Raw genomic sequence first — 24,986 nt, forward strand, 5'->3', positions numbered from 1 at the left:
GGGTGCTGGTGCGCTCAGAATGTCTTCGAGACCTGGAACCAGGCGCGGCCCGACTTGTCGGGGGCCGACGTCGCATCGGCATCGCCGAGTTTCCGCGCATAGGTCGCCTTGGCGGCGATCCCGTAGGGGCCCGCCCAGCTCAGCCCGGCACCGTACGCGCTACGCTTCGCGTGGTTCGATCCGTCGAAATACGGGTGCTTGACGTAATCGACCTCACCGACGTCGACGAAGCCGAACAGCTGGAGCGCACCCGGCACGACCTGCGGCAAGGCCAGCCGCGCCTCGGCGGTGGCGACGTAGCCCTGGTCGCCGTACGCCTCGCCCTCCGGATAGGCGCGCACCGCATAGGCGCCGCCCAGCTCCATCTTCTCGGAGATGTCGAGGTTGCTGAACGCGATCTGCCCGCGGGCGGAGGCGAACAGCGACAGCGGGCCGGCGATCGTCTGCAATCGCGCGAAGCTGAACTGGACCTTCCCGTAGCTGCCGCCGGTGCGTGCGGTCAGCGCGTCGACCGAACGCTCATAGGCGCCGCGGATGTCGAGATTGCCGACCGAATAGCTGAGCGAATACGCGCTCCAGCCGCCACCCAGAAGCGTGTCGTGCTCATCGCCGCTAAGTCCCGCGGTGACGACCTGCGCGCGGCGGAAAGTGGTGACGTCGACGATGCCGATCTTGTCCTCGAACCACTTCACGTCGCCGCCAAGCGTCACGTACAAATTGTTGTCGCGCGACCGGATCAGCGGATAGCTGGCATAGACGCTCGCGACGTCGGCATTGCCGCTGCCGTCGAGGCTGTCGAATTCCTTGCCCAGCGAGTATTCGAGATGCGCGAACGCGACGCCGAGTGTGACCTGGCCGATCGGCGCCTGGTACGACGCGCGACCATAGGCGAGCCCGGAGAACGAGGTCAGCGCGCGCAGGCTCAGCACGTCGCCCGAGCCCGTCGGGTTGTTCCAGTTGACCACGCCGCCGACGCGGTAGGCGCCGGTGTAGCGGTTGCCGGCATTGTCGGCCTCGACGCTGCCGGTGATGCTCTGGCCTGGGGTGATCGCGACCAGCAAGTCCGACGTGCCGACCGCGGTGCCGGGGCTCAGCGTAGAGGATACGCGCACGCCGGGCAGGTCCGACAGCATCAGCAGGCGGCGTTCGAGCGGTGCGACCGCGACCGGATCGCCAACGTCGAGCCCGGCAAGGATGCCGTTCGCGACGCTGTCGGAAAGTCGTGACTCGTTCTTAACGCCGACCGCGCCGAAGCGTCCCTCGATGACGGCAATCGTAACGGCGCCGCTCCGTACGTCCTGTGCGGGCAGGTAGGCGTTCGCGACGAAATAGCCGCGACTGGTGTAATAGGCGGTGATCCGTGCGGCGAGCGTCTTCAGGTCGGACAGGTCGAGCTCACTGTTCGGCGTGAATTGTGATGCGGCGATCAGGTCGGCCTCCGGGAACAGCGTCGCCCCGGTCACGCGCAGCGACCGGACGCGCGTCTTCGGGCCACCCGTGGCGGCAACGACGACGGGCGTCTTGCGCTCGAACCCGAAATCGGGCGCGGGCGTCTCGTTCAGCGGTACGGGCGGGATCTGCTGGAGCTGTCCACCGGCCCCGACGGGAACCTGCGCCTGCGCCGATTGCGTCGAAATCAGCAAGGCAGCCGGGCTCACAGCCGCAAGCGCGGCCGCCCAAAGGGTCGACTTGTACATGAACACCTCGAAAGTCACCGCGGATGGAAGGCACGGGTCTCCCATCCGCAGCAGCGGGAGCCATGTTCAATGAATGTGGGGAGAGCGTCCGAAGCAAGGACGAAGCCTTCGAAGACACTGGAGCCCGATTATGATCGGTTCTCAAGAATCTGTATGCAAACAGGCATCATGGGGCTGAAACGGTCCGTCGCGACGTTCGCAACGCTTGGCCTATTCCACCATACTTGATCTATGTATGTTACTAAGATCAATTACAAGCCGAATGTATGATTAATTGATTATTAATTTACAACTATTGCAGTAGAGTAGCAATCGTCGGCGTGACCGGGGCTTGTTACGTGAGCGTGTAGATGACGTTGACGTAAAGAGCAGGGGGATACTGTCGGTCGGGATGGTCGGCAGCGGTATGCTGTTGCTGAAAGTGGTTAGGATCCCACAGCGCCGGTGTCATGACCAGCATCTCTCGCACGCGGGGGCACGGTACGCCCGCCACCGACTGTTTCGTGGCCGTGGCGCCATAGCGCGCCGCAGCTATCCTCGATCGTTCCGCTATCGCCTCACCGCCGCGAGCAATACCAAGCGGTCGATCAGGAAGATCGCGATCACCGACATTCCCAGGATCGGGAATAGTACCCCGGCGAGAATCAGGATGGCGACCGCTCCCTTGATCCTCGTTGGGGAGACGCGCGCTGGCGTGGCAAGGCGGCCCGTCGGGCGGCGTTTCCACCACATCATGACGCCGCTGATCACGAGCAACACGATCGCGATGCACGTCGTCAGCATCACGAGTTGGTTCGCCAGCCCAAAGTTATTGCCCATGTGCAGCTGGACGCCGAGCTCGATCGCCTTCGCTACCCAGCCATAATCAGGGTTAGCCGACCTCGCGGATCAGCCCGCCGGTCCAGCGATCGAAATACAGCGTACGCTGCCCCTGCGGGTGATCGGGATAGGTGTAGGCGGTATAGACGCCGGTCGGTCCGCTCGGCAGGAACAGGCGATACGCACCCGCGACGTGATGATCGCGCGTCACGGAGGTTGCGATCCGGTCGATCCCGGCCACTGCCGCATCGTCGCGGACCGCCATGGTCATCTCGTGGCCAGCATGACCGGCATGCTCGGAGGCTGCGGTTGATGTCGGCATCGGCGCGAGTTCCATCGTCCACGGTGCTTCGCCGAGCGCGGTCTTCATCGGCACGCTCGCCGGGGCATTGTGCGTGCGGTTCGATGCCGGGTAACCGATGCCGAGCGCCGCCGTACCGCGGTTGAGCAGGTCGCCCTGGATCCCGGCCCAGGGGAGACCGGTGAGCAACAGGAATGCGATGAACGCGACGGACCAGACGCCGATCACCGCGTGCAGGTCGCGCCAGAACAGGCGCCCCCTCGCGCCGAGCCTGGGATAGAGGATACCGCCGAGCCCACCACGCCCGCGCGGCCACCACAGATACAGTCCGGTGACGATCAGGACGAGCGCCCAGCAGGCGGCAAGCTCGACGATCCGATCGCCGACCGTGCCGAGCATCAGCGATCCGTGCGTTTCGCGCGCAGTCCGAAGACCGACGAATCACGCGGCGGGGAAGGGCGGGGGGCCTCGCAAGGGTGGCCGAAGATAGGGTTGCGCGGCGATCGGTACCGCGGTTCTCACGTGGCGGACGAGGCCGACGATGAACGCGATGGCGATCGCCAGCGGCACCGGATCGACCGCTGCCAGCGACGGCGCGGTCAGGCCGGAAAACGCGCAGGGCATCTCCCGCTCCTGATGATCGGACTTGCCCGAATGATGCGCCATGCCCGTCATCGTTATCGCCATAATCGGTGCCATCACCGTCTGCGCGGGCGCGATGCCGCCGCATATCTCGATCGTCACGCGCCCCCCGGAGACGACCGGCATGAACCCGGCGGGCACCAGGATTTTCATCACCAGCGCGCACGCAAGCACCCACGCCACCAGCTGGCGATGGTCCAGTAGAAGGCGACGGAGTGCTGCCACGGCGCACGACTACGCGCTCGCGGTGGCGCTGTCACGTGAACGAAACGTCCCGTTAAGGCCTGGATCAGCCGCGTCTCAGCCGCTTCCAGCCAACCCAGATGCCGCTGACGGACGTCACCATGCCAACCAGCGAGAACAGCCAGATCAGCAGGTCCCACGCCGGCCGGTGCCGCGTCAGTATGGTCAGATCCCAATTGTGCAGCAGGTCGAACGCCCAGCGATAAGCCCGCCTCCGCCGATCGATCCTCGCCATCACGTCGCCGGTCGCGGGATCGATATACAGCCACGTCGCGGCGGGATCGTCGAAGCGCAATCGGAGCATCGGCAGGGGAGGGAGACCGCCGGGGTCGTACCAATATGCGTCAGGCTCGGTGAGCCGGTCGATCGCGACCGGCGACGTGCCAGCGACGAGCACCCGTGCGGCGGCAACGATCGCATTTGGCTTTGGCTGGGACGGCACGAGCGTCGCGGCGTCGAGGATCCGACGTCGACCATCCGGATATTCGAGGACCACGAGGGGTGTCGCCGCATAGTCGGTAATCCTTGCACGGACGGCTCCCGCGCCGACATGACGCAACCGGTCGAGGGGGACGGCCGGCATCACGCCAGCAGCAGCGTAGGCACGCACCGCTCGCGCATCCGGTTCCGCACTTTGGAACAGGTGCCAGGGATCGACCGACAGCCATCCGCTGAAGATCCACGCGATCAGGAAACCGCCGCCGACCAGCCCCGCGACATGATGCCACAGCATCCACCCGCGATACGGCGTCATCCGTCCCCCCTTGAACCGGCGCGGACCGATGCGCGCGCGGAGGATACCGATCCAGATGCCCGCGAGTGCCGCGGCGATACACGGCCCCGAAACCCACATGACGACCTGTCGCCAGGCGGCGTTGTCCTGCCGCAGGACGGTCGGATACAACCAGTGCGGCACCGACCCCAGCCAGTTCCAGAACCGCTCGGTCCGGTTGGTCGACTGGACGATCCCGCCGGTCGAAGACGACACGTAGAGGTTGGTGCCGCCCTCGTCTTCCAATGTCGCTTTCCACAGCGGGCGATGCCGGTCGAAACCACCCGACACCGTCCACTGGTCCCGCATGATCCGCTCGACGTTCAGGACGCGTGCTCGCCCGAAACGGCTTGCGACGCGGACGACATAAGCCGCGTCCACCGGAGCAAGATGCCGGCCCTTGCTTGCGGAAACGGTATGCAGCCCGTCGTCCCAGCCCTGGCTCCGCCAGACCGGTACGCCGTCGCGCATTTCGAGCAACACGTCTTGCGGCAATCGCCCCCCATCGAGCGGTGGCGGCACGGTCACGGCGGACCAGTCGATCGCCTCGGCTCTCGCCAGGGTCTCGGTCGGCGAGAGCGAAGGATAGGGCACGTACAGCATCACCAGGCCCGACCCGAACCACATCGCGAAGAACAGGCAACTGGCGATGCCGACCCATCGGTGCACGAGGTACAGCCACCGGCGCGCAAGCCTGCCGGCGTTAGAAACCGGCACGAAGCGACACGTCCAATGAGCGGGGCCGACCCAGCACCCATTGCTGCGCGCCGTAGCTGTTGATCGCATAATCCTTGTCGAACACATTATAGACATGCACGTCGATCGCGACCCGCGGCGTCACCGCGTAGGACAGCGTCGCGTCGACCGTCGCATAGCCCGGAATGCGGAAGACATTGGCGTTGTCGGAGAATCTTCGCCCGACATAGCGCAGTCCGGCACGCGCCTGGACCGCCGGTGTCGCGCTCCAGCTAAGCCACAGGTTCGCCGTCGTCTCGGGGACGTCGGGTGGCGTGTTGCCGGCAAAACTTCTTTCGCCCGAGACGAAGTCGTCGAACCGCGCCTCCAATACACTGCCGTTGGCATCGATCCCGAACCCTGCCGGCAAGTCCAGCGACACCGCGGCCTCGATACCCTTCGCGGATCGCTGCCCGACCTGCTCGATCGGGCTCGTCGGGGTCAGTTGCGACAACAGTCCTTTCTTGACGATGCGATAGGCGGCGATCGTCGCGGTGCCGCGGCCACCCAGGAACACGGCCTTGGCGCCCGCCTCGACCTGGTCGCCCGTCGCGTTGCTGAACTGGACCTGCCCGGTGGTATAGGTCGTCAGCGTCCCCAGCGGATCGACGCCGGTGGCATATTGCGCGTAGAACGAGACCGTCGGGACTGGCTGATAGACGGTCCCGACCCGCCATGTCGTGTTGCCGAGCCGCTTGTCGAGCGCGAAGCTTTCGGTCGGGACGGCGGCAGTCGAATCGATCGTCCAGCGCCGTATCCGATCGCGCTCGTAGCGGATGCCGCCGACGATCGAGACATGCTCGCCAAGCTTCAGCCGGTCCTCCGCGAAGATCGCATATTCGTTCGTCCGTGTGCGATACCGCGGCGCGATCCCCTGCGTGTCGACGATCACGCCAGGATCGAACACGAACGGATCGACCACCGAGACCTGCGGGTCGGCGCCGAAATTGTGCGAATAGGTGAGCTTGACGAGGTTTACGTCGAAGCCCGTGACGACGTCGTTGGTCACGCCGTTCGCGATCCGCGTCTTGAGCGTCACGCTACCCTGGTCGCCCCATTGCGTCTGATCGTGGACGATCCCGGTCATGTCGGTGCGATAGATCCCACCAGGCGTGGCGCGCACGTCATTCGCGCCATTGGGGCAGAAGCCGTCCGCCGCCAGCCAGCAATAGCTTTCGAGGTTGAGCCACGCGCGCTTGGAGGTGAGCCGGTACGCTTGATTGCTGACGGTGAGCGTCTCGCTCGGCTGCCAATCGACCTGAATGCTGGTCCGGTTGTCGCGGTAGCGGACATGGCCGTCGCGCGTGTTGTAGTTGCGGTCGCGATTGTCGTGGTCGAGCCGTCCGTCGATCAGCGGCGTGCCGAAATAGCGCATCGGTTTCTGGTTCCCGTAATCGTCGCGCACCGTGACGACGAACCGATCGGTCGGTGCCCAGCGCAACGTCCCCGACAGCGCGTAGCTTCGTGATTGCCCGCGATCGACATACCCGTCGGACCGCCTGTAGCTGCCGTCGACGCGGTAGGAGAGATGATCGTCGAACGGTCCACCGGCACCGGCTGCGACGTGGAAACTGTCCTGCGATCCATAGCCGATCTCGCCGTCCACATCGGTATGCCGTGTATTCGGCTTGCGCATCAGCACGTTGACCGCGCCGCCTAGCGCACCTTGACCGTACAGGACGGAGGCCGGACCGCTGAGCACGTCGATCCGCTCGACCATCCACGGATCGCTCGGAAAGGTGATCGTGCCGGCCGCAGGAAAGAGGCGAATACCGTCGATCAGTTGCAGCACCGAACCCTGACCGCTGAACCCACGTGCGGCGAGCGCGGTGCCACCATTGCCGAGATTGGCGACGCTGGTGATGCCGGGCGCGCGGCTGGTCGCGTCGTTCACGGACACGTCGCCGCGCGCCCGGATCGTATTGCCGTCGATCGTCGACAGCGTCGCCGGCGTTTCGAGCGGCGACAGGTTCAGGCGGCTGCCGGTCGAGTTCGGAACCGTCAGGTCGGCCTGATGGCGGCCGGTGACGAGGATATCGTCGGCGCTACTCGCCGAACGATCCTCACTGGTCTGCGCGCTGGCCAGGGATGGTAGGAAGGTGACGAGCAACGACGCGGCAAACGCGGCATACGGTGATGGAAACGACATATAAAAGCCCCCGAGGCGTCGGACGAACCGGCAGGGGCCTGTCACCGAGCACGAGGCTCGAACGTGCGCCGGCGAGCGCGCCACGAGCGGATTGCCCGAGCACGTCCAAGCGAACGGGAGCAGCCATACCCGACGGACGCCATCGCGACCGGCACGCCTGCCCATGCGGTCCCCACCGCACACATCGTCGCTCAGACGGAGTACCGTGCCTCGGCCATCCCCTGGACCAGGCAAGAGCGACCACACGCCGGCAGGTCTCCTGGCTCACGGGTCAACGCCCGATGCACAACCTTCCCAGACCGATCGGTCCAGTGGCTGGTGGCCGGGGACTTTGCCCGACCACGCACGTGCATCACGCTCGCCGCTTACAGTTGCAGGGACAGCCTCGGCATCAGGTGGTCGAAGCCACCCTCACCGCGTTCCCTATTAAGCTCCTCGCGGAGCACCGGTGCGATCATGCTGACCCATCCGAGAACGGGCCGACGGGCAAGGTGTAGCGTGACGTTCCGACGCGGGCAATCGACGATCGCGTAACGATCTTGGCGCTTGGTCGACCTATCGCCCCCGCGTCGCGTCCAGGAAGGCGGCGGTCCAGCAGGTTTGCGGTGCGCACCCCTTCATCGGGCCGGTGGGGGGTGCCGGATAGCGTCTGTCCGCCGCAGCGGCTCAGAAGCGGTGGTGCGGGTGCTGCACCGGGCGCGTGCCGATGCCGGTGACATAGGACCGGTCGAGCGGATTGCGGCCGAGGAGATAATCGAGGCTCGCCACGACCGCATCGCGGTAGGCTGGCTATCGGTGCGCCCACATCTCGGGATGCGCGTCGATATAGCCCGACAAGGAGGTCGTGATCCGCGCATCGTCGGCGATCGACGGATGCGAATGGCATCCCGTGAACGCGAGCCCGGTGACGGGCACGAACGCGATATTGCGCTGCCCTTCCGCCTTCAACCTCGCGGCGACCTTGCCCACCTCCGCCGCGATCTCGCCCCCGGCCATGTCGGTCGCCCACAGGACGACATGTGCGTCCGGATCGCGCGCGCGGAGGCGTTTGACGAAGTCGACATAACGCTGCTCGTAATCGGCATGGAGCGCCTCGCGCGTCCTCCACGGCTCGCCGGGATGGAGCGGAGTGGTGAAGTCGTTGGTGCCGAGCGCGATCACGAACAGACGCGGATGCCACGCCGGATCGACGTAGCGCGTCGCCTTGTCGAACAGCGTGAAGGGATAGGCTACGGGAAGCGTGTCGGCTGCCATACCATTGTAATTGCGGACGATCCCGCGGCCAGAGACGGCGTTGACCTGATAGTCCGCGCCGTATCGCCTCGCCGCCAGCGCCGGCATGGCTTGCGAGGTATCGGTGGTCGCCCACACCTCCGCTTCGGTGCAGTCGCGCTTGGTCGAGACGTTGCCGTAGCCGACGGTGTGGGAGTCGCCGATGAACTCGATCTGCCGCGCTCGGGCGGGGGCGGGCAACGGGCGCGTTCCGGGCGCCGCGTAAAATCCACCGAATACGGTCGGTGCAGCCTGACTCTCGCTGGCGACGTCGACGCGTATTGCGTGGCGCCCGTCGGCGAGGCCGGCGACGCGGTAGAGACCTGGCTTGGGCTTGAAGAGCGTCGTCGGGGAGGACGCGTCCACCGTGATACGCATGATGACATTCCCGTCGCCGATCTTCAGCAGGATGCCTGCGCCATGAAAATTCGTCTCAAAATAGGTGCCCGGCCATTGGCGTCGATAGCCGTCCGACGTCCGCTCGACCCGGCCGCCGATATGCATCGGAAGCGCGGCACCGGGCTTGCTCGATACCGCGGTGACGGTGATCGGCGTCGCGACCGCCGACGTCGACAGCAGCGCTGCACCGAGCAGGCCCAGAACCGTACGCATACCATGTGCTCCAGTTCGATCCGACAAGGCCGGCATCAAAACGCCGCCATTGCTGAGGCATGCGCCCGGATCACGTTTTGGGTCGAGACGTCGCTGTCGAACACGCCGTACCAACCCTGCGGCTCGTGCGGCGGGTCGCCCATATAGCCGAGGTCGCCGCGCTGGAACCGGTGGTCGGCATGCGGCGTGCGAGCCTCGCCGTTCCACGCCCAAAAGTTCGAGCCCGCGAGCGGTCCGCCGGACTTGGCATCGGCTTCGATCGCCGCATAGATCTGGCGGTAGAAGCGATCCTTATAGACCGTCGTGATGGTCGGATCGTAGGCGGTCTTCCCGTCGCGCGGATAGCCGAACTCCTCGATCACCAGCGGCTTGCCGAGCGTCGTCGCCAGCCAGATATGCGCGTCGATATAGCCGGCGACCTTGGCCGCGCCCGCGTCGTAGGTGCCGGCGAGATCACCTGCGTCCATCCAGGTCCAGTTGTTGGGCCAGATATGCGTCGTAAGGTAATCGATCGACGGTGAGCGGTGCGCGGCGAGTACGACGTCCTCCCGCTCGATCGAACCCTTCAGCCCTTCCGAACCGGTCGAGACGAGGTGGTTGGGATCGAGCGTCTTGATGTACCGCGCGGTCTCGTCGATCCAGCGGTAGAAGGCGGGCAGGTTGGGTATGGCGACCGCAGGTCCGCCGGCCGGACGCGGCTCGTTCGCCAACTGCCACGCCATGATCGTCGGATCCGCGGCGTAGGCGACGCCCGTCACGGTGTTCGTACGCGAGACGACCGCGCGGATATAGTCGCGGTACATCGCCTGTGCCTGGCCGTTGGCGTAGAACGCGGCGTTCCAGTCGGCAAACGCGGGCCAAGGGTGCGCGGGGTCGTTCATGTTGATGAACTTGCCGCCGTTGACCCACGACAAATACGTCATCATCCCGCCCGACCATTCCCAGAAGTTGGTCAGGTAGATTACCCCGGTCATGTCACGCTTCGCCATCTCGGCGAGCATCCAGTCGAGGCCCTTGAGGAGGTCTTCGTTATAGGTCGCGGTCCTGTCGCGGAAGCCGGGCGTGATCGAGTTCTTCAGCGGCGACAGTTCGGCCGAGCCGAGGATGCGCAGGTTGCGCACGCCGAGCGCCTTCAAGCGGTCCAGTTCGCGGCCGAGACGCGCGCGGTTGCCGTACGCGGTCTCCGCGCCGAGCCATGCGCCGTACCAGATGTTGGCCCCAGCATAGCGGTAGGGCTTGCCGTCGCGCCGGAAATGGGTTCCGTCGACCGTGACGAACGCCGGCATTGCGGGCAATCCAGCCAGCCGACCGTTGTTCGTGCAGCCAGCGGCCAGGGCAACGCCCCCCAGCAACGCCGCACGGCGACCGATAATCGCGTCGTCCACGCCATTCCCCTTATACCGCCACCGCGTCGAGCGTCCCCGCCGGACGATTGATCAACCGGTCGGGTTGTTCAGCGCCAGGGCCATTGTCCTTAGGTTTGCATGGCGCGGTGCGCTACCGCGATTTATCATACTTCAAGCCGAACGCGTCGGATGCTGACTGTCGGGACGGTGCACCTGCATTCCGTGCATCCCAATCGTACCAGAACGCGTTTGTCCTCTGCCGTCTCGCTAGCCGAGTTGGGTCGCCATCACTGCCGGAGTTGCTCATGTCCAAGACCATCATCGCCGACCTGTTTGCCGAGACGCTTCACCTGGCGGGTGTCGAGCGGATCTACGGCGTCGTGGGCGACAGCCTCAACGGCTTGACCGACAGCTTGCGGCGACAGGGCAAGATCGAGTGGATCCATGTTCGCAACGAGGAGGCCGCTGCCTTTGCGGCGGGTGCGGAGGCGCAACTTACCGGCAAGCTGGCGGTATGCGCCGGATCCTGCGGTCCCGGTAACATGCACCTGATCAACGGGCTCTACGACTGCAACCGGACGCGCGTGCCGGTGCTGGCGATCGCGGCACAGGTGCCGAGCGGGGAGGTGGGCTCGAACTATTTCCAGGAGACGCGCCCGGAAGCGCTGTTCCGTGAATGCAGCGTCTATTGCGAGACGATCTCCGATGCCGACCAGATGCCGCGGACGCTGGAGACCGCGATCCGGGCAGCGGTCGGCCACCGCGGCGTATCGGTCGTCGCGATGCCGGGTGATGTTGCGTTGCGATCGACGACGGGTACGCTGGCACGGTCGAAGGGCTCACTCTTGCCGCCGCCTTCGGTGACGATACCCGCGGAGGCGGACATCGCCGAACTCGCCGCGCTGTTGAACGGTGCGCAGAAGGTGACGATCCTGGCGGGGCGGGGGTGCCGCACCGCGCATGCCGAGCTCGTCACGCTCGCGGGCGTGCTTCAGGCGCCGATCGTCCACGCGCTGGGCGGCAAGGAGTTCGTCGAGTACGATAACCCCTATGACGTCGGCATGACCGGGCTGATCGGCTTTGCGAGCGGCTACGACGCTATGATGGCGTGCGACGTGCTGCTGATGCTCGGCACGGATTTTCCCTATCGGCAATTCTATCCAGAGAAGGCGAAGGTCGCGCAGATCGACCTGATCCCTGAAAATCTCGGTCGGCGGACGGCGATCGATATCGGGCTGGTCGGCGATGTCGGCGCTACTCTTGCGGCGCTGATTCCGCGCGTGAAGACCGGGCGCGATGGCAGCTTCCTCAAGTCCGCGATCGAGAATTACGCCGAGTCCCGCAAGGGGTTGGACGATCTTGCCAACGGAAAGCCCGGCAGCGGTGTGATCCATCCGCAGCACGTCGCCCGCGTCCTCAGCGAGCAGGCGGCGGACGATGCGGTCTTCGCCTGCGACGTCGGCACGCCGACCGTATGGGCTGCGCGCTACCTGAAGATGAACGGGCGGCGGCGGTTGATCGGATCGTTCAACCACGGATCGATGGCGAACGCGCTGCCTCAGGCGATCGGCGTGCAGGCGGCGTACCCGGAGCGACAGGTCGTGACGCTGTCGGGCGATGGCGGGCTGGCGATGCTGATGGGCGAGTTGCTGACCGTGCGCCAACTCGGCCTGCCGGTGAAGATCATCGTCTTCAACAACGGCACGCTCGGGTTCGTCGAGATGGAGATGAAGGCTGCGGGCTTGGTCGAGACCGGCGTCGCGCTCGACAACCCGGACTTTGCGGCGATGGCGCGGGCGATCGGGATTCACGGCGTGCGCGTTACCGATCCGGGTGACGTCGAGGCCGGCATCCGCGATGTGCTCGCGCATCCGGGGCCGGCGTTGCTCGACGCCGTCACCGCGCGCACCGAATTGTCGATGCCGCCCAAGATCACGCTGGAACAGATGAAGGGCTTCACGCTCTATATGGCGAAGGCGATCATCAGCGGCCGCGGCGACGAGGTGGTCGAGCTGGGCAAGACCAATGTCGGCTTGCTCAAACGTTTGTTCTGAGCGAGCCGAGATCGGTCGGTGCCGGGTCCGTCAGAGCGAAAGACGGGCCCGCGCCGCGCGGTATTCGCGTTCGAGGCGATCGACGCGATCGGCAACGCTTTCGACTTCGGTGACTGCGCCAATACCCTGGCCCGATCCCCAGATATCTTTCCACGCCTTGGGCTTGGAACCGTTGCCGCCGCCGAAGTCCATCGTCTTGAGGTCGCCCTCGGGGAGGTTGTCCGGGTCCATCCCGGCCGCCTGGATCGACGCGCGCAGGTAATTCCCGTGTACGCCGGTGAAGAGGTTGGAATAGATAATGTCGGACGCCTTCCCGGCGACGATGCCGTCCTTGTACGCCTGGTCCGCGTTCGCCTCGGTGGTCGCGATGAACGGCGAACCGATATAGCCGAAGTCCGCGCCCATCGCCTGCGCGGCGAGGACGGCGTCGCCGGTTGCGATCGAGCCCGACAGCGCCAGCGGGCCGTCGAACCACTGGCGGATTTCCTGGATGATCGCGAACGGTGACAGCCGACCGGCATGGCCGCCGGCTCCGGCTGCGACTGCGATCAGGCCGTCGGCGCCCTTCTCGATCGCTTTCCGCGCGAACCGGTCGTCGATCACGTCGTGGAGCGTGATGCCGCCCCAGCCGTGTACCGCGGTGTTGAGATCCTCACGCGCGCCGAGCGAAGTGATGACGATCGGCACCTGCCACTTCGCACACGTGGCAAGGTCGCTTTCGAGCCGGTCGTTGGATTTGTGGACGATCTGGTTGACCGCGAAGGGGGCTGCCGGGCGGTCGGGATTGGCGCGGTTGTGTGCGCTGAGTTCCTCGGTGATCCGGTGCAGCCACTCGTCGAGCATAGCCTGCGGGCGCGCATTGAGCGCGGGGAACGAACCGACGATACCCGCCTTGCATTGCGCGATCACCAGATCGGGGCCGGAAATGATGAAAAGCGGCGAGCCGATGACGGGCAGGCGCAGGTTTTTTAGAATAGCGGGTACGGTCATGCCAGTTTTCTAGCGCAACCCATTCGCGCGCGCTAGAGCCGGTTTTGCCCTCCACCCAGGCTGCTGATGTCGCCGGGTGGAGGGCAGGGTATCAGGCCATCTTGCCGATGACCTTGTCGAGCGTCAGCGGGTATTCGCGGATACGGACGCCGCAGGCGTTGTAGACCGCATTGGCGATCGCCGCGCCGACGCCGCACAGACCCAGTTCGCCGATGCCCTTGGCCTTCATCGGCGAAGACTTCTCGTCGAGTTCGTCCATGAAGAACACGTCCTGCATCGGAATGTCGGCATGCGCGGGCACGTGATATTCTGCGAGGTCGTGGTTGACGAAATAGCCGAACCGCGTGTCGACGATCGCGTCCTCCATCAACGCCGCACCGACGCCCATCGTCATCGCACCGATCACTTGGCTGCGTGCCGATTTAGGGTTGAGGATACGACCGGCGGCGAACGCACCGCTCATCCGGCGAACGCGGATCTCACCGGTCGCCGAGTCGACGCCGACCTCGACGAAATGTGCGCCGAACGTGGCTTGCGCGTACGTCTTGGTGAGGTCGCCGAACTCGATCGAATCCTCGGCGGAGATGCCGGCATCGCCAGCAGCTTCCGACAGCGAGACGCTGCGGTTGCCCGACTTCACCTTGCCGTCCTCGAACACGACGTCGGTCGAGTTGAAGCCGAGTTTCTGCGCGACCCGCTCGCGCAACGCCATGCACGCCGCATAGACGCCCGCGGTCGAGCTGTTGCCGCCCCACTGGCCGCCCGAGCCCGACGAGGCCGGGAAGCTGCTGTCGCCGAGCAGGACGATGACCTTGTCCATCGGCACACCCATCATCTCGGCCGCGGTCTGCGCGATGATCGTGTAGCTGCCGGTGCCGATGTCAGTCATGTCGGTAGCGACGGTGACGACGCCCTTCTTGTCGATCCCGACGCGCGCACCAGACTTCATGGTGACGTTGTCGCGGAACGCCGACGCCATCCCCATACCGACCAACCAACGGCCGTCGCGAACCTGGCCTGGGACGGGGTTGCGCTTGTTCCAGCCGAAGCGTTCGGCGCCGGTCTTCAGACAGCCGACGAGGTCCCGCCGCGAGAACTGGCGCGACGGCTTTTCCGGATCGACCTGCGTATCGTTGATGATCCGCAGCTGGACCGGATCCATCTTCAGCTTCTCGGCAAGCTCGTCCATCGCGGCTTCGAGCGCGAGCAGGCCGACGGCCTCGCCAGGCGCCCGCATCGCGTTGCCCTCGGGGAGATCGAGCACGGCCAGACGCGTCGCGGTCATGCGGTTGGCGCCGGCGTAGAGCAGGCGGGTCGCATTCGGCGCGGTCTCGGGACCACCACCGGGCAAATCGCCCGACCAGCTCTCGTGCGCGATCGCGGTGATCTTGCCGTCCTTCTGCGCACCGATGCGCAGGCGCTGGATCGTTGCCGGGCGATGCGTCGTGTTGTTCATCACCTGCGGCCGCGCGAGCGCGAGCTTCACCGGACGCCCGCCGATCGCGCGCGAGCCGAGCGCTGCCATCACCGCATCGCTGCGGACCCACAGCTTCGAACCAAACCCGCCACCCACATAGGGCGACATCACGTGGATGCTTTCCTTCGGCAGCAGCAGCGTCTCGCTCATGTCGCCGACCGCCCAGTTGATCATCTGGTTCGACGTCCAGAGCGTGAGCTTGCCGTCCTTCCATGCTGCGGTGGTGGAGTGCGGCTCCATCATCATATGGCTCTGGTCGGGCGTGGTGTAGCGCTCGTCGAGCTTGACCGGCGCCTTGGCGAACGCACCGGCGAAGTCGCCGACGGCGGTGTCGGGCGTGCCGCTCTTCGGCTTGGTCGCCGAGGATTGCGATGCGGCGAGATCGAACCGCCCGGCCGTGCGCGCGTAGTTGACGCGGAGCAGCTTGGCACCGGCGCGAGCTTGCTCGAACGTCTCGGCGACGACGACCGCGACGGCCTGGTCGTAATGCTGGACGTCCGGGCCAGCGAGCATCCGCGCCGTGTGGTTCTTGGCTTTGCCGAGCTTGCCGGCATTCTGGTAGGTGACGACCGCGAGCACGCCGGGGGCGGCCTTCGCGTCGGCGTCGTCGATGCTCTCGATCCGGCCCTTGGCGATCGCCGAGCCGAGAATGTAGCCATAGGCGGCGTTCGGCGCAGCATCGTTGCGCTCATAGGCGTAGTGCGCGGTACCGGTGGTCTTCAGCTTGCCGTCGACGCGGTCGAGCGGCTGGCCGAGCACCTTCATCCGGTCGGTCGGATTCGCCGTGGCGGGGGTATCGAACTTCATGGCGATCAGGCCTTCGCTTCTTCGAACACGGCGCCGATGGTGCGTTCGACCAACGGCAGCTTGAACGCGTTCTGTGATGTGGTGCGGGCGCCGGCGAGGACTGCCGATGCGGTCGCCTTGGCGCCATTCGGCATCTGTGCCTCGGCAGCTTCGACGCGCCATGGCTTGTGCGCGAGGCCACCGAAGGCGAGACGGCCGCGACCGCCGGGCTGGATCACGGCAGCAACCGAGATCAGCGCGAACGCATAGGACGCACGATCACGCACCTTCTGGTAGATGTGCGTGCCGCCGATCGGCTTGGGCAGCGTCACTGCCGTGATCAGCTCACCTGCCGCGAGCGAGGTTTCGATGTTCGGCGTGGCACCGGGGAGACGGTGGAAGTCCGCGATCGGGATCGCGCGCGTTTGGCCAGCGGCGTTCACCGTCTCGACCGTCGCGTCGAGTACGCGCATTGCGACGGCCATGTCGCTCGGGTGTGTCGCGATGCACGCGCCACTCGTGCCCATCACGGCAAGGTTGCGGTTGAACCCGCCGATCGCCGCGCAACCGCTGCCGGGCTGACGTTTGTTGCAGGGCTTGGTGGTGTCGTAGAAATACGGGCACCGTGTCCGCTGGAGCAGGTTGCCCGCGGTCGTCGCCTTGTTGCGTAGCTGGCCCGACGCGCCGGACACCAGCGCGCGGCTGAGTACGCCGTAATCTTTCCGCACCCGCGCGTCGGCAGCGAGATCCGTGTTGCGGACGAGCGCGCCAACGCGGAGGCCACCATCCGAGGTTGGCGTGATCTTGTCGAGGCCGAGGCCGTTGACGTCGATCAGGTGCTGCGGCGTCTCGATCTGCAGCTTCATCAGGTCGAGCAGGTTGGTGCCGCCGGCGATGAATTTCGCGCCCGGCGTACGGACTGCCGCGCTGGCCGCTTCCTTGGCGGAAGTCGCGCGCTCGTAGGTGAAGGCCTTCATGCCGTACGCTCCGTGCCGGCGACGTCGTGGATCGCGTCGATGATGTTCGCATAGGCACCGCAGCGGCAGATGTTGCCGCTCATCCGCTCGCGCAGTTCATCGGTCGAGACCGTCGGCTGGGCCGCAATGTCGCCTGTAACGTGGCTGGGGATGCCCGCCTTGATCTCGCCGAGCGTCGCGACCGCCGAGCAGATCTGGCCGGGGGTGCAATAGCCGCACTGATAGCCGTCATGCTTGACGAACGCGGCCTGCATCGCGTGCAGCTTCTCGGGGGTGCCGAGGCCTTCGATCGTCGTGATCTCTTCGCCTTCGTGCATGACCGCGAGCGTCAGGCAGCTGTTGATGCGGCGACCCTCGACGATGACCGTGCACGCACCGCACTGGCCGTGATCGCAGCCCTTCTTGGTGCCGGTAAGCTTCAAATTCTCACGCAGCGCGTCCAGCAACGTGGTCCGCGTATCCACGTTGAGCTTGGTCGTGCGGCCGTTGACCTTCAGCGTAACGGGCATCGTCGGCGGAGCCGACTGCGCGGTACCCTGCGTCTGCGCCTGTACGGCAGGCGCCGCCGCCAATGTAGCCGACGCGACGCCACCGGCGATCACACCACGGCGTGACACCGGAAAACCTTCATCCTGATGCATATCAAATCCCTGTATTTGCTACCGTAACGGGCGAGAGCGGGCAAAGTTGCGCTGCTTCGCAATTGGTTCCGTGAATTTTGCGTCATAAAAATCTGCGATAGGGTATTGAAATGCGGACAGTTTCTTCCAGCGTGTCGGTGCGGCTGTATCACCTCGACGACAGCGGCGAGGGCGGGGCGGCAACGACACTGTTCTATGGTCCGCTCGGGGAGGCCCTGGCGATCGCAGCGCAGCAGGAAGAAGATGTGCAGGCGGGGCTGTATCTGGCCACGGAGAACGACGTCGTCGCGTATCTCGATCTGGAGGAGTAGCGCTCACCTTGCGATCCTCCCCCGCCAGGGGGAGGTGGCTGGCGCTTGCCAGACGGAGGGGGAGGTAAGGGAAAACCTCTGCTCCGTGTCCCCCCCTCCGTCACCTTCGGCGCCACCTCCCCCTGGCGGGGGAAGATCGAGTATTACGTCCCCGGCGTGAACCCGTCATCCCGATCCGGCGGCGTAGGCGAATGCACCTCGCTGCAGATCGAACGAAGCGCCCCCTTCATCCCCTCCTCAAAGGTCGGATGGTAAATCGGCAGGTCGAGCACTTCGGTCGCGGTCCAGCCGCTCTGAATCGCCCACGCGATCAGATGCGCGCTATGCTCGACCGCAGGCCCCGCCATAGTCGCACCGGTCAGTCGGCCATCGCGGCGATCGGCGTAGAAGCGGACCAACCCCGCATTGCATGCCTCGACCTTCGCCCGGCCCTGATCGTCATACGACGCGGTACCGATGACAGTGTCGGCATCGTCATCCTTGGCGATCTTGCCGATGACCGCGACGTTGGGATGCGTAAAGGTGATCGCGAACGGCACGGTACGCTTGCCCGGCGTCACCTCGGGATAGCTCGCCGCGTTCCGCCCCGCGATCATGCCCTCTGCCGATGCCTCGTGCAGTACCGCGCGGTCATGGTCCGCGTCGCCGGCGATGAAGATCGGTGCCGTGCCGCACTGCATCGTCTCGGGGTCATAGTCTGGCATGCCATGCTCATCGAGCGTGAGGCCAGTCGTCTCCAGGCCAATGCCCTTGATCCGCGGCGGCCGCCCGGTCGCAACGAGTAGATAGTCAAAGTGCTGCTCGCCCGATGCAGAACCACTCCAGGCCAGCTTGACGCCATCGCCGTCCGGCTCGACCGTCAGTTCGACGCCGAGCAGGATCGGCATCTCGCGCGAGAGGATCGCGTGATACGCCTCGGCGACGTGGCGGTCCTTCAGTCCGCCGATCGTCTCGCCCGTGTCGAACACCATCGTGTGGACGCCGAGCCGCGCCATTGCCTGCGCCAGTTCCAAGCCCAGCGCGCCCGCGCCGACGACGCCCAGCGACTTCGGAAGATCCTTTAGTTCGAAGACGCTCTCGTTTGTCAGCACCCGGTCGCGCACCGCGCCGAACATCTCGGGGATCGCAGGGCTCGATCCGGTCGCGATCACCACCGACTTCGCATGGACCTCGCGACCGTCACTCAGCGACAGAATTGTGGCACCCGTAAATTTTGCGCGTGCTTCGATCTTCACCTCCTCGGGCAGCTTGTCGATCGAGGTCTCGACACCCGCGACGAACGCATCGCGCTCCTTCCGCACGCGTGCCATCACCGCGACGCCGTCGACCTTGCCCAACGCCTCGACCCCGAACATCGACGCGTGCTTCACCGCGTGCATCGCATTTCCGGCCGCTATCAACAGCTTGGAGGGCATACATCCCACGCTCGCGCAGGTGGTACCGCCAAAGCCTTCGTCAATCAGCAGCGTCTTGGCGCCATTGCGTCGGGCGCTGCGCTCGGCGGCGAGGCCGGCGGTTCCGGCACCGATGATTGCCACGTCGCAGGTCAGCTTGGTCATAAGTCTCTCCGTTGCCGGAGAATTCCGGGGCCGCGGTCAACGAAACCTTCGATGCCGCCCAGCCGTTCCGCGGTGCTACACATTCCTAGTCGAAGGACGCTTATGTTAACGCTCCACCACCTGAACTACTCGCGCTCGATCCGCGTGCTCTGGCTGCTCGAAGAGTTGGGTATCGAATACGACCTCGTCAAATACGAGCGTGACGAGAATTTCCGCGCGCCGGCAGAGCTCAAGGCGATCCATCCGCTCGGCAAGGCGCCGGTGCTGGTCGACGATGCGCTGACGCTCGCCGAGAGCGCGCCGATCCTGTCGTACATCGACGAGCGTTACGGCGACCGCCGCTTCTCGCCGCCGGTCGACAGCGATGCGGCCGCCGTGCACGACGAATGGCTGCAATATGTCGAAAGCTCGGCGTCGTTGCCGATCATGATGACGTCGCTCGGCAAGCGGATGGGCGGCCTGCCCGACGCCCTCAGCAAGTTCACCGGGCCCGAAGTGGCCAAGACGCTCGACTATATCGGCGCGGGGGTTGGCGATGGCCCGTATCTGATGGGCGACCAGCTGATGCTGGCCGATATCCAGATGTGCTACATTCTAGCGATCGCCGAAAGTGCCGCATTGCTCAAGGAGCACCCCGACGTCGCGGCGTATCTGAATCGCCTGCGCGCCCGTCCCGCGTTCATCGCCGCGACGGAAATCGGTGGCCCGCTGATGCCGGCCCGCCGCTAAACACGACGGAAGGGGGTAGCGGCCGCGTTACCCCCCGAAGCTGCGACCACCGAAGCCGCCGCCGAAGCCACCGCGCGAGATCACCGAACTGCGCGACTGTACGCGGGCAGGGGCCCTAGCGGTGGTCGGCGTGAAGGCATCGGAGCCGACGCGGGTCCGGCCCGTCACATAGTCCCGGTTGATCCGGCCGCCGGCGCCACCGTAATAATTGCCGTCGCGGTCGCGGTACATCGGGGCACCGCGGTTGCCGAAACCACCGTTGAGCGCCTGCCCGACCAAGAAGCCGGTCAGCAGCGGCGTGAAGAAGCTCCCGCCGCTGCCGTTGTTACGCGGCTCGCACTGCGCGGCGCCGTATTGCTCTTCGCACGTCTGTCGGTCCTGAAACCTGGGTGCAGTCTTCGCCGCGTCGGCCTTGGCCTGCTCGAACGCGGTATCGCACTGGACTGCCGACAACGCACCCGCCGCGCGGCACTCCTGTACCGACGCATAGCTCTGCGCCTCGACGGGCTTGCCGCCGACATCGCCGTCGCACGCGGTCAGCGAGATGCCCGAGCCTGCGATCAAGCTGGTGAGGACGATCGATCTGGAACGCTTCATCGCTATGCCCCTCAGTTCGTCATGCAAGCGGCGTTGAGGATGCCGACGCACAGCGAGATGCTGCCCATATAGGTCGCCGCCGCGATTTCGCCGCGAACGATCCGGTCGTTGAAGTCGCGCATCACGAAATGCTGGACCACCAGGAACGTGACGATCTGGATCACGCCAGCAAGCAACGCCCACACCGCGAACTCGAGCAGCGACACGGTATGCGTCAGCGCGGACGCGAGTGGAAGGACATAGCCGAGCAACGCCGCGCCGAGCGTGATCGCCGCGGCGGTATTACCCTCCCGGATCAGCGACTTCTCATGATACGGCGTCGCGACCTGATAGACGATCTTGAACAGTATCGTGAACGCCCCCGCCGCGACGAACGCGATCAGGAAGGCGAGCGCGCTGGCGCCGAAGCTGTATTGGTCGATCATGGCATTTCCCCCGGAGTCGTCTGCGCGCGACGCTAGGCCCTGAACTCGCCGAGTTCCAGTGCTACGCCCAGCATGATCTCGAACGAGACGTCGCCGGACTCGGTCTCCATGTCGATCGCGAGCAGCAGTTCGCGGCCATCGTCGCCCGGCAGGTCGCGGCTGAACAGCATGCAGGTCTGGAAGATGCGGCGGTCGACGATCCCGTCGCGGTCGTCGTGCAGTTCTTCCCAGAACGTCACGGGCTCCTGCTCGCTCGCTTCGGGGCCGAACCATGCGCGGCTGTATTCGGGCAGTCCCTCGGCGGTGAAGGTGCGTGCCTTGAGCCGGCTCTTCCACGCCGGGCGCTCGGCAGCAGACGACGGATAGCTGCTGTCCCACGGTGCGAACAGCGTGACGTCCGTCACGTCCTGCCCGTCGCGATCGTTCGACACCGCCTGGAACATGATGTCGTCGTCGGTGTAGAACCGGTGGACGAAGCCGCCTTCGTTGAGGTCGATCAGCCCCTGCGCAACGATCACCAGCGTATCGCGGTCGAAGGGGAACAGGAGTTCCGACCCGAACCTGCGCCAAGCCAGCGGATCGACGGTCACGGTCCGCCCCAGCGTGACGTTGCGGACGACGGGCAGGGCGTTGCCATCAAGCGCTGGCTTGCGGCCGAACAGGCGATCGAACATGCAATCCTCGCGTCTCTGTGGTTGGCGTGCCTCTTAGGGCAAAGCGGGCGGGCTCGCAAAGCGCAACCCCCGTCATCCTGACGAAAGTCAGGACCCAGAGCCAACAGCGCCACCCTCCTTGACCCTAGGTCCTGACTTTCGTCAGGATGACGGAAGTGGGGAGGGTGGCAGGTGCTCGCGAAAAGCCTATGTGTGCGGTCGAGCGACAAGCACGGGAGTTCTTGCATTGACCGACATCTGGACCGTCCGCAGCCTGAAGGCCGCGCTCGACACGTCCGAGCCTGCGAAAGCCGGCGAGTTTTCCGCTCGGATCCTGGAGGGCGCGGACCCGGTGCTGCTGGTGACGATGCACCACCACGGCGACCTCGAATTGTTCGTCAACGTGAGCGAGGCGCAGATCGCGTGCTCGACGTTGCTGTGGCCGTGCGACGAGCAGGAGGACCAGCTGGCGTTCAATACCTTCCTGCTGAAGTCGCAGAAGCTGGTGCCGCTGTCGAACTTCGGGATCGGCACGGTCGATGGCCGCGATTATTACGAGTTGTTCGGCGAACTCGCGACGTCGAGCCGGCTCGATACCGTAATCATCGAACTGCGCACGCTTGCCGAGAATGCGATCGATGCGGCCACCGATCTGCGCCACGCGCAGATTCCCGCCGCCTGATTTAGATACAAACGGAGAGACTGGCATGGCCATCTGGAGCAAGCTTTTCACCCTCGGTCGCGCCGGTGCGCACGAAGCGGGTGCGGCGGTCGTCGATGCGAACGCGCTACGCATCCTCGACCAGGAAATCCGCGATGCCGACAAGGCGCAAGGCAAGGCACGCGACGATCTCGCGGGGCTGGTAGCGCGTCGCCGCATCCTCGAAACCGAAGTCGAGAGCTTCCGCGCTCAGGCGACCAAGTACGAGGCCTCGGCCCGGATCGCGGTCGAGAAGGGCAACATGGATCTCGCGCGCCAGGTCGCGCAGCGGATCGCCGATCTCGAACAGGATATCGCGCTGAAAAGCCCGCAGGTCGAGGACATGCGCGCTGCCGAGGAACAGATCCACACCGCCGTCGCGCAGACCGACCGGAAAATCGAGCAGCTCCGTCGCGAGGTCGAGGTCGTGAAGGTCAACGAGTCGGTGCAGAAGGCGCAGGCCTCGGTCGCGTCGGGCAGCATGGGTGCTGGCAACAAGCTCGGCTCGGCGGCGGACAGCCTCGCGCGCATCCGTGAGCGGCAGGCGATCCGCGGCGAGCGGATCAAGGCTGCAGGCGAACTGGAAGACCGTCGTACCGGCGCCGACCTCGATGAGAAGCTCCGGCTCGCTGGCATCGGACCGGGCCAGTCGTCCGCGGACGACGTGCTCGCGCGCCTGACGGCCCCCAAGACCGGGCAGCTCGGCCAGACGTTGCAGATCGAGCAGCGCGACGACTCCAAGACGTCGGACTCCTGATGCGCCGGATCGCGGTCGACCCGCGCGGCGACTGGCGCGAGCGGGCCGACGCGATCGGGTTCGTCTATCACGACACCGACGGCGAACCCTATTGGGACGAGGGCGCGGCATATGCCTTCACGCTGGCGGAGATCGAGGACGACCTCGAACCCGCCGCGGAACAGCTGCACGCGATGTGCCTCGATCTGGTCGACGAGGTGGTGCGCGACCAGCAGTTGATGGAACGCCTCGCGATCCCCCGCGAGCAGTGGAACTACGTCGCGGAGACGTGGCGGACGCGCCAGCCGTCGCTCTACGGGCGGTTCGACTTTGCCTATGACGGGACCGGACCGGCCAAGCTCTACGAATACAACGCCGATACCCCGACCTCTGTGTTCGAATGCGCGACGTTCCAGTGGATGTGGCTCGAGGACCTGCTCGCCAGCGGCGCGCTGCCGGCGGGGACGGACCAGTTCAACAGCCTGTTCGACAAGCTGCGCGAGCGGTTCCGTGCGCTGTTCCCGAGCGGCGGCTTCGTGCACTTCGCCGCGGACGCGTCGGCGATCGAGGACCGCCAGACGGTGCGGTTCTTCGAGGACCTGGCGTCGCAGGTCGGGATCGAGCCGAAGTTCGTCGAGATGAAGGATATCGGCCTCGCTGCGGACGGGCGCTTCGTCGATACCGATGGCTTCGAGGTGCAGGCCGCGTTCAAGCTGTACCCGTGGGAGTTCATGCTCCGCGAGCCGTACGCGCCCAACCTGTCGCGCGCCGACGTGCGCTGGATCGAGCCGGCGTGGAAATCGATCCTGTCGAACAAGGGCATCCTGCCCCTGTTGTGGGAGCGGCATCCCGAGCATCCGAACCTGCTCCCCGCGTTCTTCGACGACGATCCGTCCGCGAAGATTCTCGGGCCTAAGTATGTACGCAAGCCTTTGTTCTCGCGTGAGGGTGCGAACGTCGAGGTGATCGGCGAGGACGGCCATGCGGTGCTCGACCAGGGCTATGGCGCGGAGGGCGCGATCCGCCAGGCCTACGCACCACCGCCGGTGTTCGACAGCCGCCATCCGGTGATCGGAGCTTGGATGGTCGGCAACGAAGCCGCAGGGATCGGCGTTCGGGAAGATGACACGGTCGTGACGCGCAATCTCGCGCGGTTCGTGCCGCATATCATCGAGGCGAATGATGACTGACGCGCGAGACCTGCCCCCGCTGCCGCCGATGGAGCGGCTGGTCGAACTGATGTTCGACGCCGCGCGGACTGGGCGGGATGAGATGATCCCGGCGCTGCTGCAAGCGGGCGTCGATATCGAGGTGACAGATGCGAAGGGCTACACGCCGTTGGTGATCGCCAGCTACAATGGCCAGGCGGAGGCGACCGCAGCGCTCCTCGCGGCCGGTGCGCAGGTCGATGGCGCAGCGGATGCTCGCGGCAATACCGCGCTGATGGGCGTCTGCTTCAAGGGCTATACCGAGATCGCGCAGATCCTGCTCGATGCTGGCGCCGGCGTGAACCGGCGGAATGGCGTCGGCCAGACTGCGCTGATGATGGCGGCGCTGGTGAACAAGACGGCGATCATCGACCTGTTAGTGGAGCACGGCGCGGATGCGACGATTGTGGATGCGGCGGGAAACAGCGTGCATTCACTGGCGGTGTCGCAAGGTAATGCAGCGTTGGCCGAGCGCTTCGCAACGACCAACTAGCCCCCCATTTGTTCACCCGCGAAGGCGGGTGCCCAGACTGGGCACCCGCCTTCGCGGGTGAA

The 24,986-nt window shown here is 65.6% G+C and carries 21 protein-coding genes, 3 pseudogenes and 1 riboswitch; of the genes and pseudogenes, 7 read left to right on the top strand and 17 right to left on the bottom strand.

What is annotated here, in order from left to right; translation table 11 throughout:
• Positions 1-14: 14 nt before the first annotated feature.
• The 9 genes and pseudogenes from ASE69_RS00830 to ASE69_RS00865 all read right to left on the bottom strand — a co-directional run bounded on the left by ASE69_RS00830 (position 15) and on the right by ASE69_RS00865 (position 10,627).
• On the bottom strand, positions 15-1,697 hold the full coding sequence (locus ASE69_RS00830; protein ID WP_056481599.1) for a ShlB/FhaC/HecB family hemolysin secretion/activation protein: 1,683 nt from the start codon (positions 1,695-1,697) through the stop codon (positions 15-17).
• A 549-nt stretch (positions 1,698-2,246) separates the two neighbouring features.
• Positions 2,247-2,552, bottom strand: a pseudogene (locus ASE69_RS00835) (PepSY domain-containing protein); the annotation flags it as partial.
• A 16-nt stretch (positions 2,553-2,568) separates the two neighbouring features.
• Positions 2,569-3,234, bottom strand: a pseudogene (locus ASE69_RS00840) (PepSY-associated TM helix domain-containing protein); the annotation flags it as partial.
• 24 nt (positions 3,235-3,258) lie between these two features.
• The gene (locus ASE69_RS00845) at positions 3,259-3,642 is read right to left on the bottom strand and encodes a DUF2946 family protein (protein WP_235517889.1); all 384 of its coding nucleotides are present in this window, start codon (positions 3,640-3,642) and stop codon (positions 3,259-3,261) included.
• A 106-nt stretch (positions 3,643-3,748) separates the two neighbouring features.
• Entirely contained in the window at positions 3,749-5,191 is a 1,443-nt protein-coding gene (locus tag ASE69_RS00850; protein ID WP_056481606.1) for a PepSY domain-containing protein, read from the bottom strand.
• Complete coding sequence (locus ASE69_RS00855) at positions 5,178-7,358, bottom strand: TonB-dependent receptor (RefSeq protein ID WP_056481609.1); 2,181 nt, start codon at positions 7,356-7,358, stop codon at positions 5,178-5,180. The genes ASE69_RS00850 and ASE69_RS00855 overlap by 14 nt, the downstream gene beginning before the upstream one ends.
• 231 nt (positions 7,359-7,589) lie before the next feature.
• Positions 7,590-7,823: riboswitch (cobalamin riboswitch) on the bottom strand.
• A gap of 201 nt (positions 7,824-8,024) precedes the next feature.
• Positions 8,025-8,132 (bottom strand): annotated as a pseudogene (locus ASE69_RS20940) (glycoside hydrolase family 9 protein); the annotation flags it as partial.
• 15 nt (positions 8,133-8,147) lie between these two features.
• Complete coding sequence (locus ASE69_RS00860; RefSeq protein ID WP_056481612.1) at positions 8,148-9,242, bottom strand: SGNH/GDSL hydrolase family protein; 1,095 nt, start codon at positions 9,240-9,242, stop codon at positions 8,148-8,150.
• 35 nt (positions 9,243-9,277) lie between these two features.
• Positions 9,278-10,627 (bottom strand): glycoside hydrolase 5 family protein, encoded by a 1,350-nt coding sequence (locus ASE69_RS00865; protein ID WP_156362079.1) that lies wholly within the window; start codon positions 10,625-10,627, stop codon positions 9,278-9,280.
• Positions 10,628-10,893: 266 nt separating this feature from the next.
• On the opposite strand from ASE69_RS00865, the gene poxB reads away from it, so the two are divergent.
• Positions 10,894-12,642 (top strand): ubiquinone-dependent pyruvate dehydrogenase, encoded by a 1,749-nt coding sequence (gene poxB, locus ASE69_RS00870; protein WP_056481615.1) that lies wholly within the window; start codon positions 10,894-10,896, stop codon positions 12,640-12,642.
• 30 nt (positions 12,643-12,672) lie between these two features.
• Here the strand turns inward: poxB and ASE69_RS00875 are convergent, their stop codons facing one another.
• The 4 genes from ASE69_RS00875 to paoA all read right to left on the bottom strand — a co-directional run bounded on the left by ASE69_RS00875 (position 12,673) and on the right by paoA (position 17,513).
• Entirely contained in the window at positions 12,673-13,632 is a 960-nt protein-coding gene (locus tag ASE69_RS00875; RefSeq protein WP_056059001.1) for an NAD(P)H-dependent flavin oxidoreductase, read from the bottom strand.
• A gap of 91 nt (positions 13,633-13,723) precedes the next feature.
• Positions 13,724-15,916, bottom strand: a complete 2,193-nt coding sequence (gene paoC, locus ASE69_RS00880) for an aldehyde oxidoreductase molybdenum-binding subunit PaoC (RefSeq protein ID WP_056481618.1) — start codon at positions 15,914-15,916, stop codon at positions 13,724-13,726.
• Positions 15,917-15,921: 5 nt separating this feature from the next.
• A complete protein-coding gene (locus ASE69_RS00885; protein ID WP_056481621.1) occupies positions 15,922-16,872 on the bottom strand; it encodes an FAD binding domain-containing protein in 951 nt (316 codons plus the stop codon).
• Complete coding sequence (gene paoA, locus ASE69_RS00890) at positions 16,869-17,513, bottom strand: aldehyde dehydrogenase iron-sulfur subunit PaoA (protein ID WP_056481624.1); 645 nt, start codon at positions 17,511-17,513, stop codon at positions 16,869-16,871. Before paoA ends, ASE69_RS00885 begins: the two co-directional genes overlap by 4 nt.
• A 110-nt stretch (positions 17,514-17,623) precedes the next feature.
• Between paoA and ASE69_RS00895 the strand changes: the two genes are divergently transcribed.
• Positions 17,624-17,824 carry a hypothetical protein gene (locus ASE69_RS00895; RefSeq protein WP_056481627.1) on the top strand — a complete coding sequence of 67 codons (201 nt, stop codon included), beginning with the start codon at positions 17,624-17,626 and terminating at the stop codon, positions 17,822-17,824.
• 143 nt (positions 17,825-17,967) lie between these two features.
• On the opposite strand, the gene ASE69_RS00900 is transcribed toward ASE69_RS00895, so the two are convergent.
• Positions 17,968-19,383 (bottom strand): dihydrolipoyl dehydrogenase, encoded by a 1,416-nt coding sequence (locus ASE69_RS00900; RefSeq protein ID WP_056481630.1) that lies wholly within the window; start codon positions 19,381-19,383, stop codon positions 17,968-17,970.
• 102 nt (positions 19,384-19,485) lie between these two features.
• Here ASE69_RS00900 and ASE69_RS00905 point away from each other — a divergent pair, with 102 nt between their 5' ends.
• Complete coding sequence (locus tag ASE69_RS00905; RefSeq protein ID WP_056481633.1) at positions 19,486-20,112, top strand: glutathione S-transferase family protein; 627 nt, start codon at positions 19,486-19,488, stop codon at positions 20,110-20,112.
• Positions 20,113-20,139: 27 nt separating this feature from the next.
• Here the strand turns inward: ASE69_RS00905 and ASE69_RS00910 are convergent, their stop codons facing one another.
• The 3 genes from ASE69_RS00910 to ASE69_RS00920 are packed head-to-tail and all read right to left on the bottom strand — an operon-like array spanning position 20,140 to position 21,808.
• Positions 20,140-20,709, bottom strand: a complete 570-nt coding sequence (locus tag ASE69_RS00910; protein WP_056049223.1) for a DUF1190 domain-containing protein — start codon at positions 20,707-20,709, stop codon at positions 20,140-20,142.
• 11 nt (positions 20,710-20,720) lie between these two features.
• Positions 20,721-21,134: a DUF350 domain-containing protein gene (locus ASE69_RS00915; protein WP_056481637.1), complete on the bottom strand. Its 414-nt coding sequence runs from the start codon at positions 21,132-21,134 to the stop codon at positions 20,721-20,723.
• Between the two features lie 32 nt (positions 21,135-21,166).
• Positions 21,167-21,808, bottom strand: a complete 642-nt coding sequence (locus ASE69_RS00920; protein ID WP_056481639.1) for a DUF2491 family protein — start codon at positions 21,806-21,808, stop codon at positions 21,167-21,169.
• A 226-nt stretch (positions 21,809-22,034) separates the two neighbouring features.
• On the opposite strand from ASE69_RS00920, the gene ASE69_RS00925 reads away from it, so the two are divergent.
• Genes ASE69_RS00925 through ASE69_RS00940 form a run of 4 tightly spaced genes read left to right on the top strand, consistent with a single transcriptional unit; the run spans position 22,035 to position 24,924 of the window.
• Positions 22,035-22,469 (top strand): YjfI family protein, encoded by a 435-nt coding sequence (locus tag ASE69_RS00925; RefSeq protein WP_056049210.1) that lies wholly within the window; start codon positions 22,035-22,037, stop codon positions 22,467-22,469.
• A 25-nt stretch (positions 22,470-22,494) separates the two neighbouring features.
• On the top strand, positions 22,495-23,244 hold the full coding sequence (locus ASE69_RS00930) for a PspA/IM30 family protein (RefSeq protein WP_056481642.1): 750 nt from the start codon (positions 22,495-22,497) through the stop codon (positions 23,242-23,244).
• Complete coding sequence (locus tag ASE69_RS00935) at positions 23,244-24,413, top strand: glutathionylspermidine synthase family protein (protein ID WP_056481645.1); 1,170 nt, start codon at positions 23,244-23,246, stop codon at positions 24,411-24,413. The genes ASE69_RS00930 and ASE69_RS00935 overlap by 1 nt, the downstream gene beginning before the upstream one ends.
• A complete protein-coding gene (locus ASE69_RS00940) occupies positions 24,406-24,924 on the top strand; it encodes an ankyrin repeat domain-containing protein (RefSeq protein ID WP_056482917.1) in 519 nt (172 codons plus the stop codon). Before ASE69_RS00935 ends, ASE69_RS00940 begins: the two co-directional genes overlap by 8 nt.
• Positions 24,925-24,986 lie beyond the last annotated feature (62 nt).

It is taken from the genome of Sphingomonas sp. Leaf208 (assembly GCF_001421415.1).
GTDB lineage: Bacteria > Pseudomonadota > Alphaproteobacteria > Sphingomonadales > Sphingomonadaceae > Sphingomonas.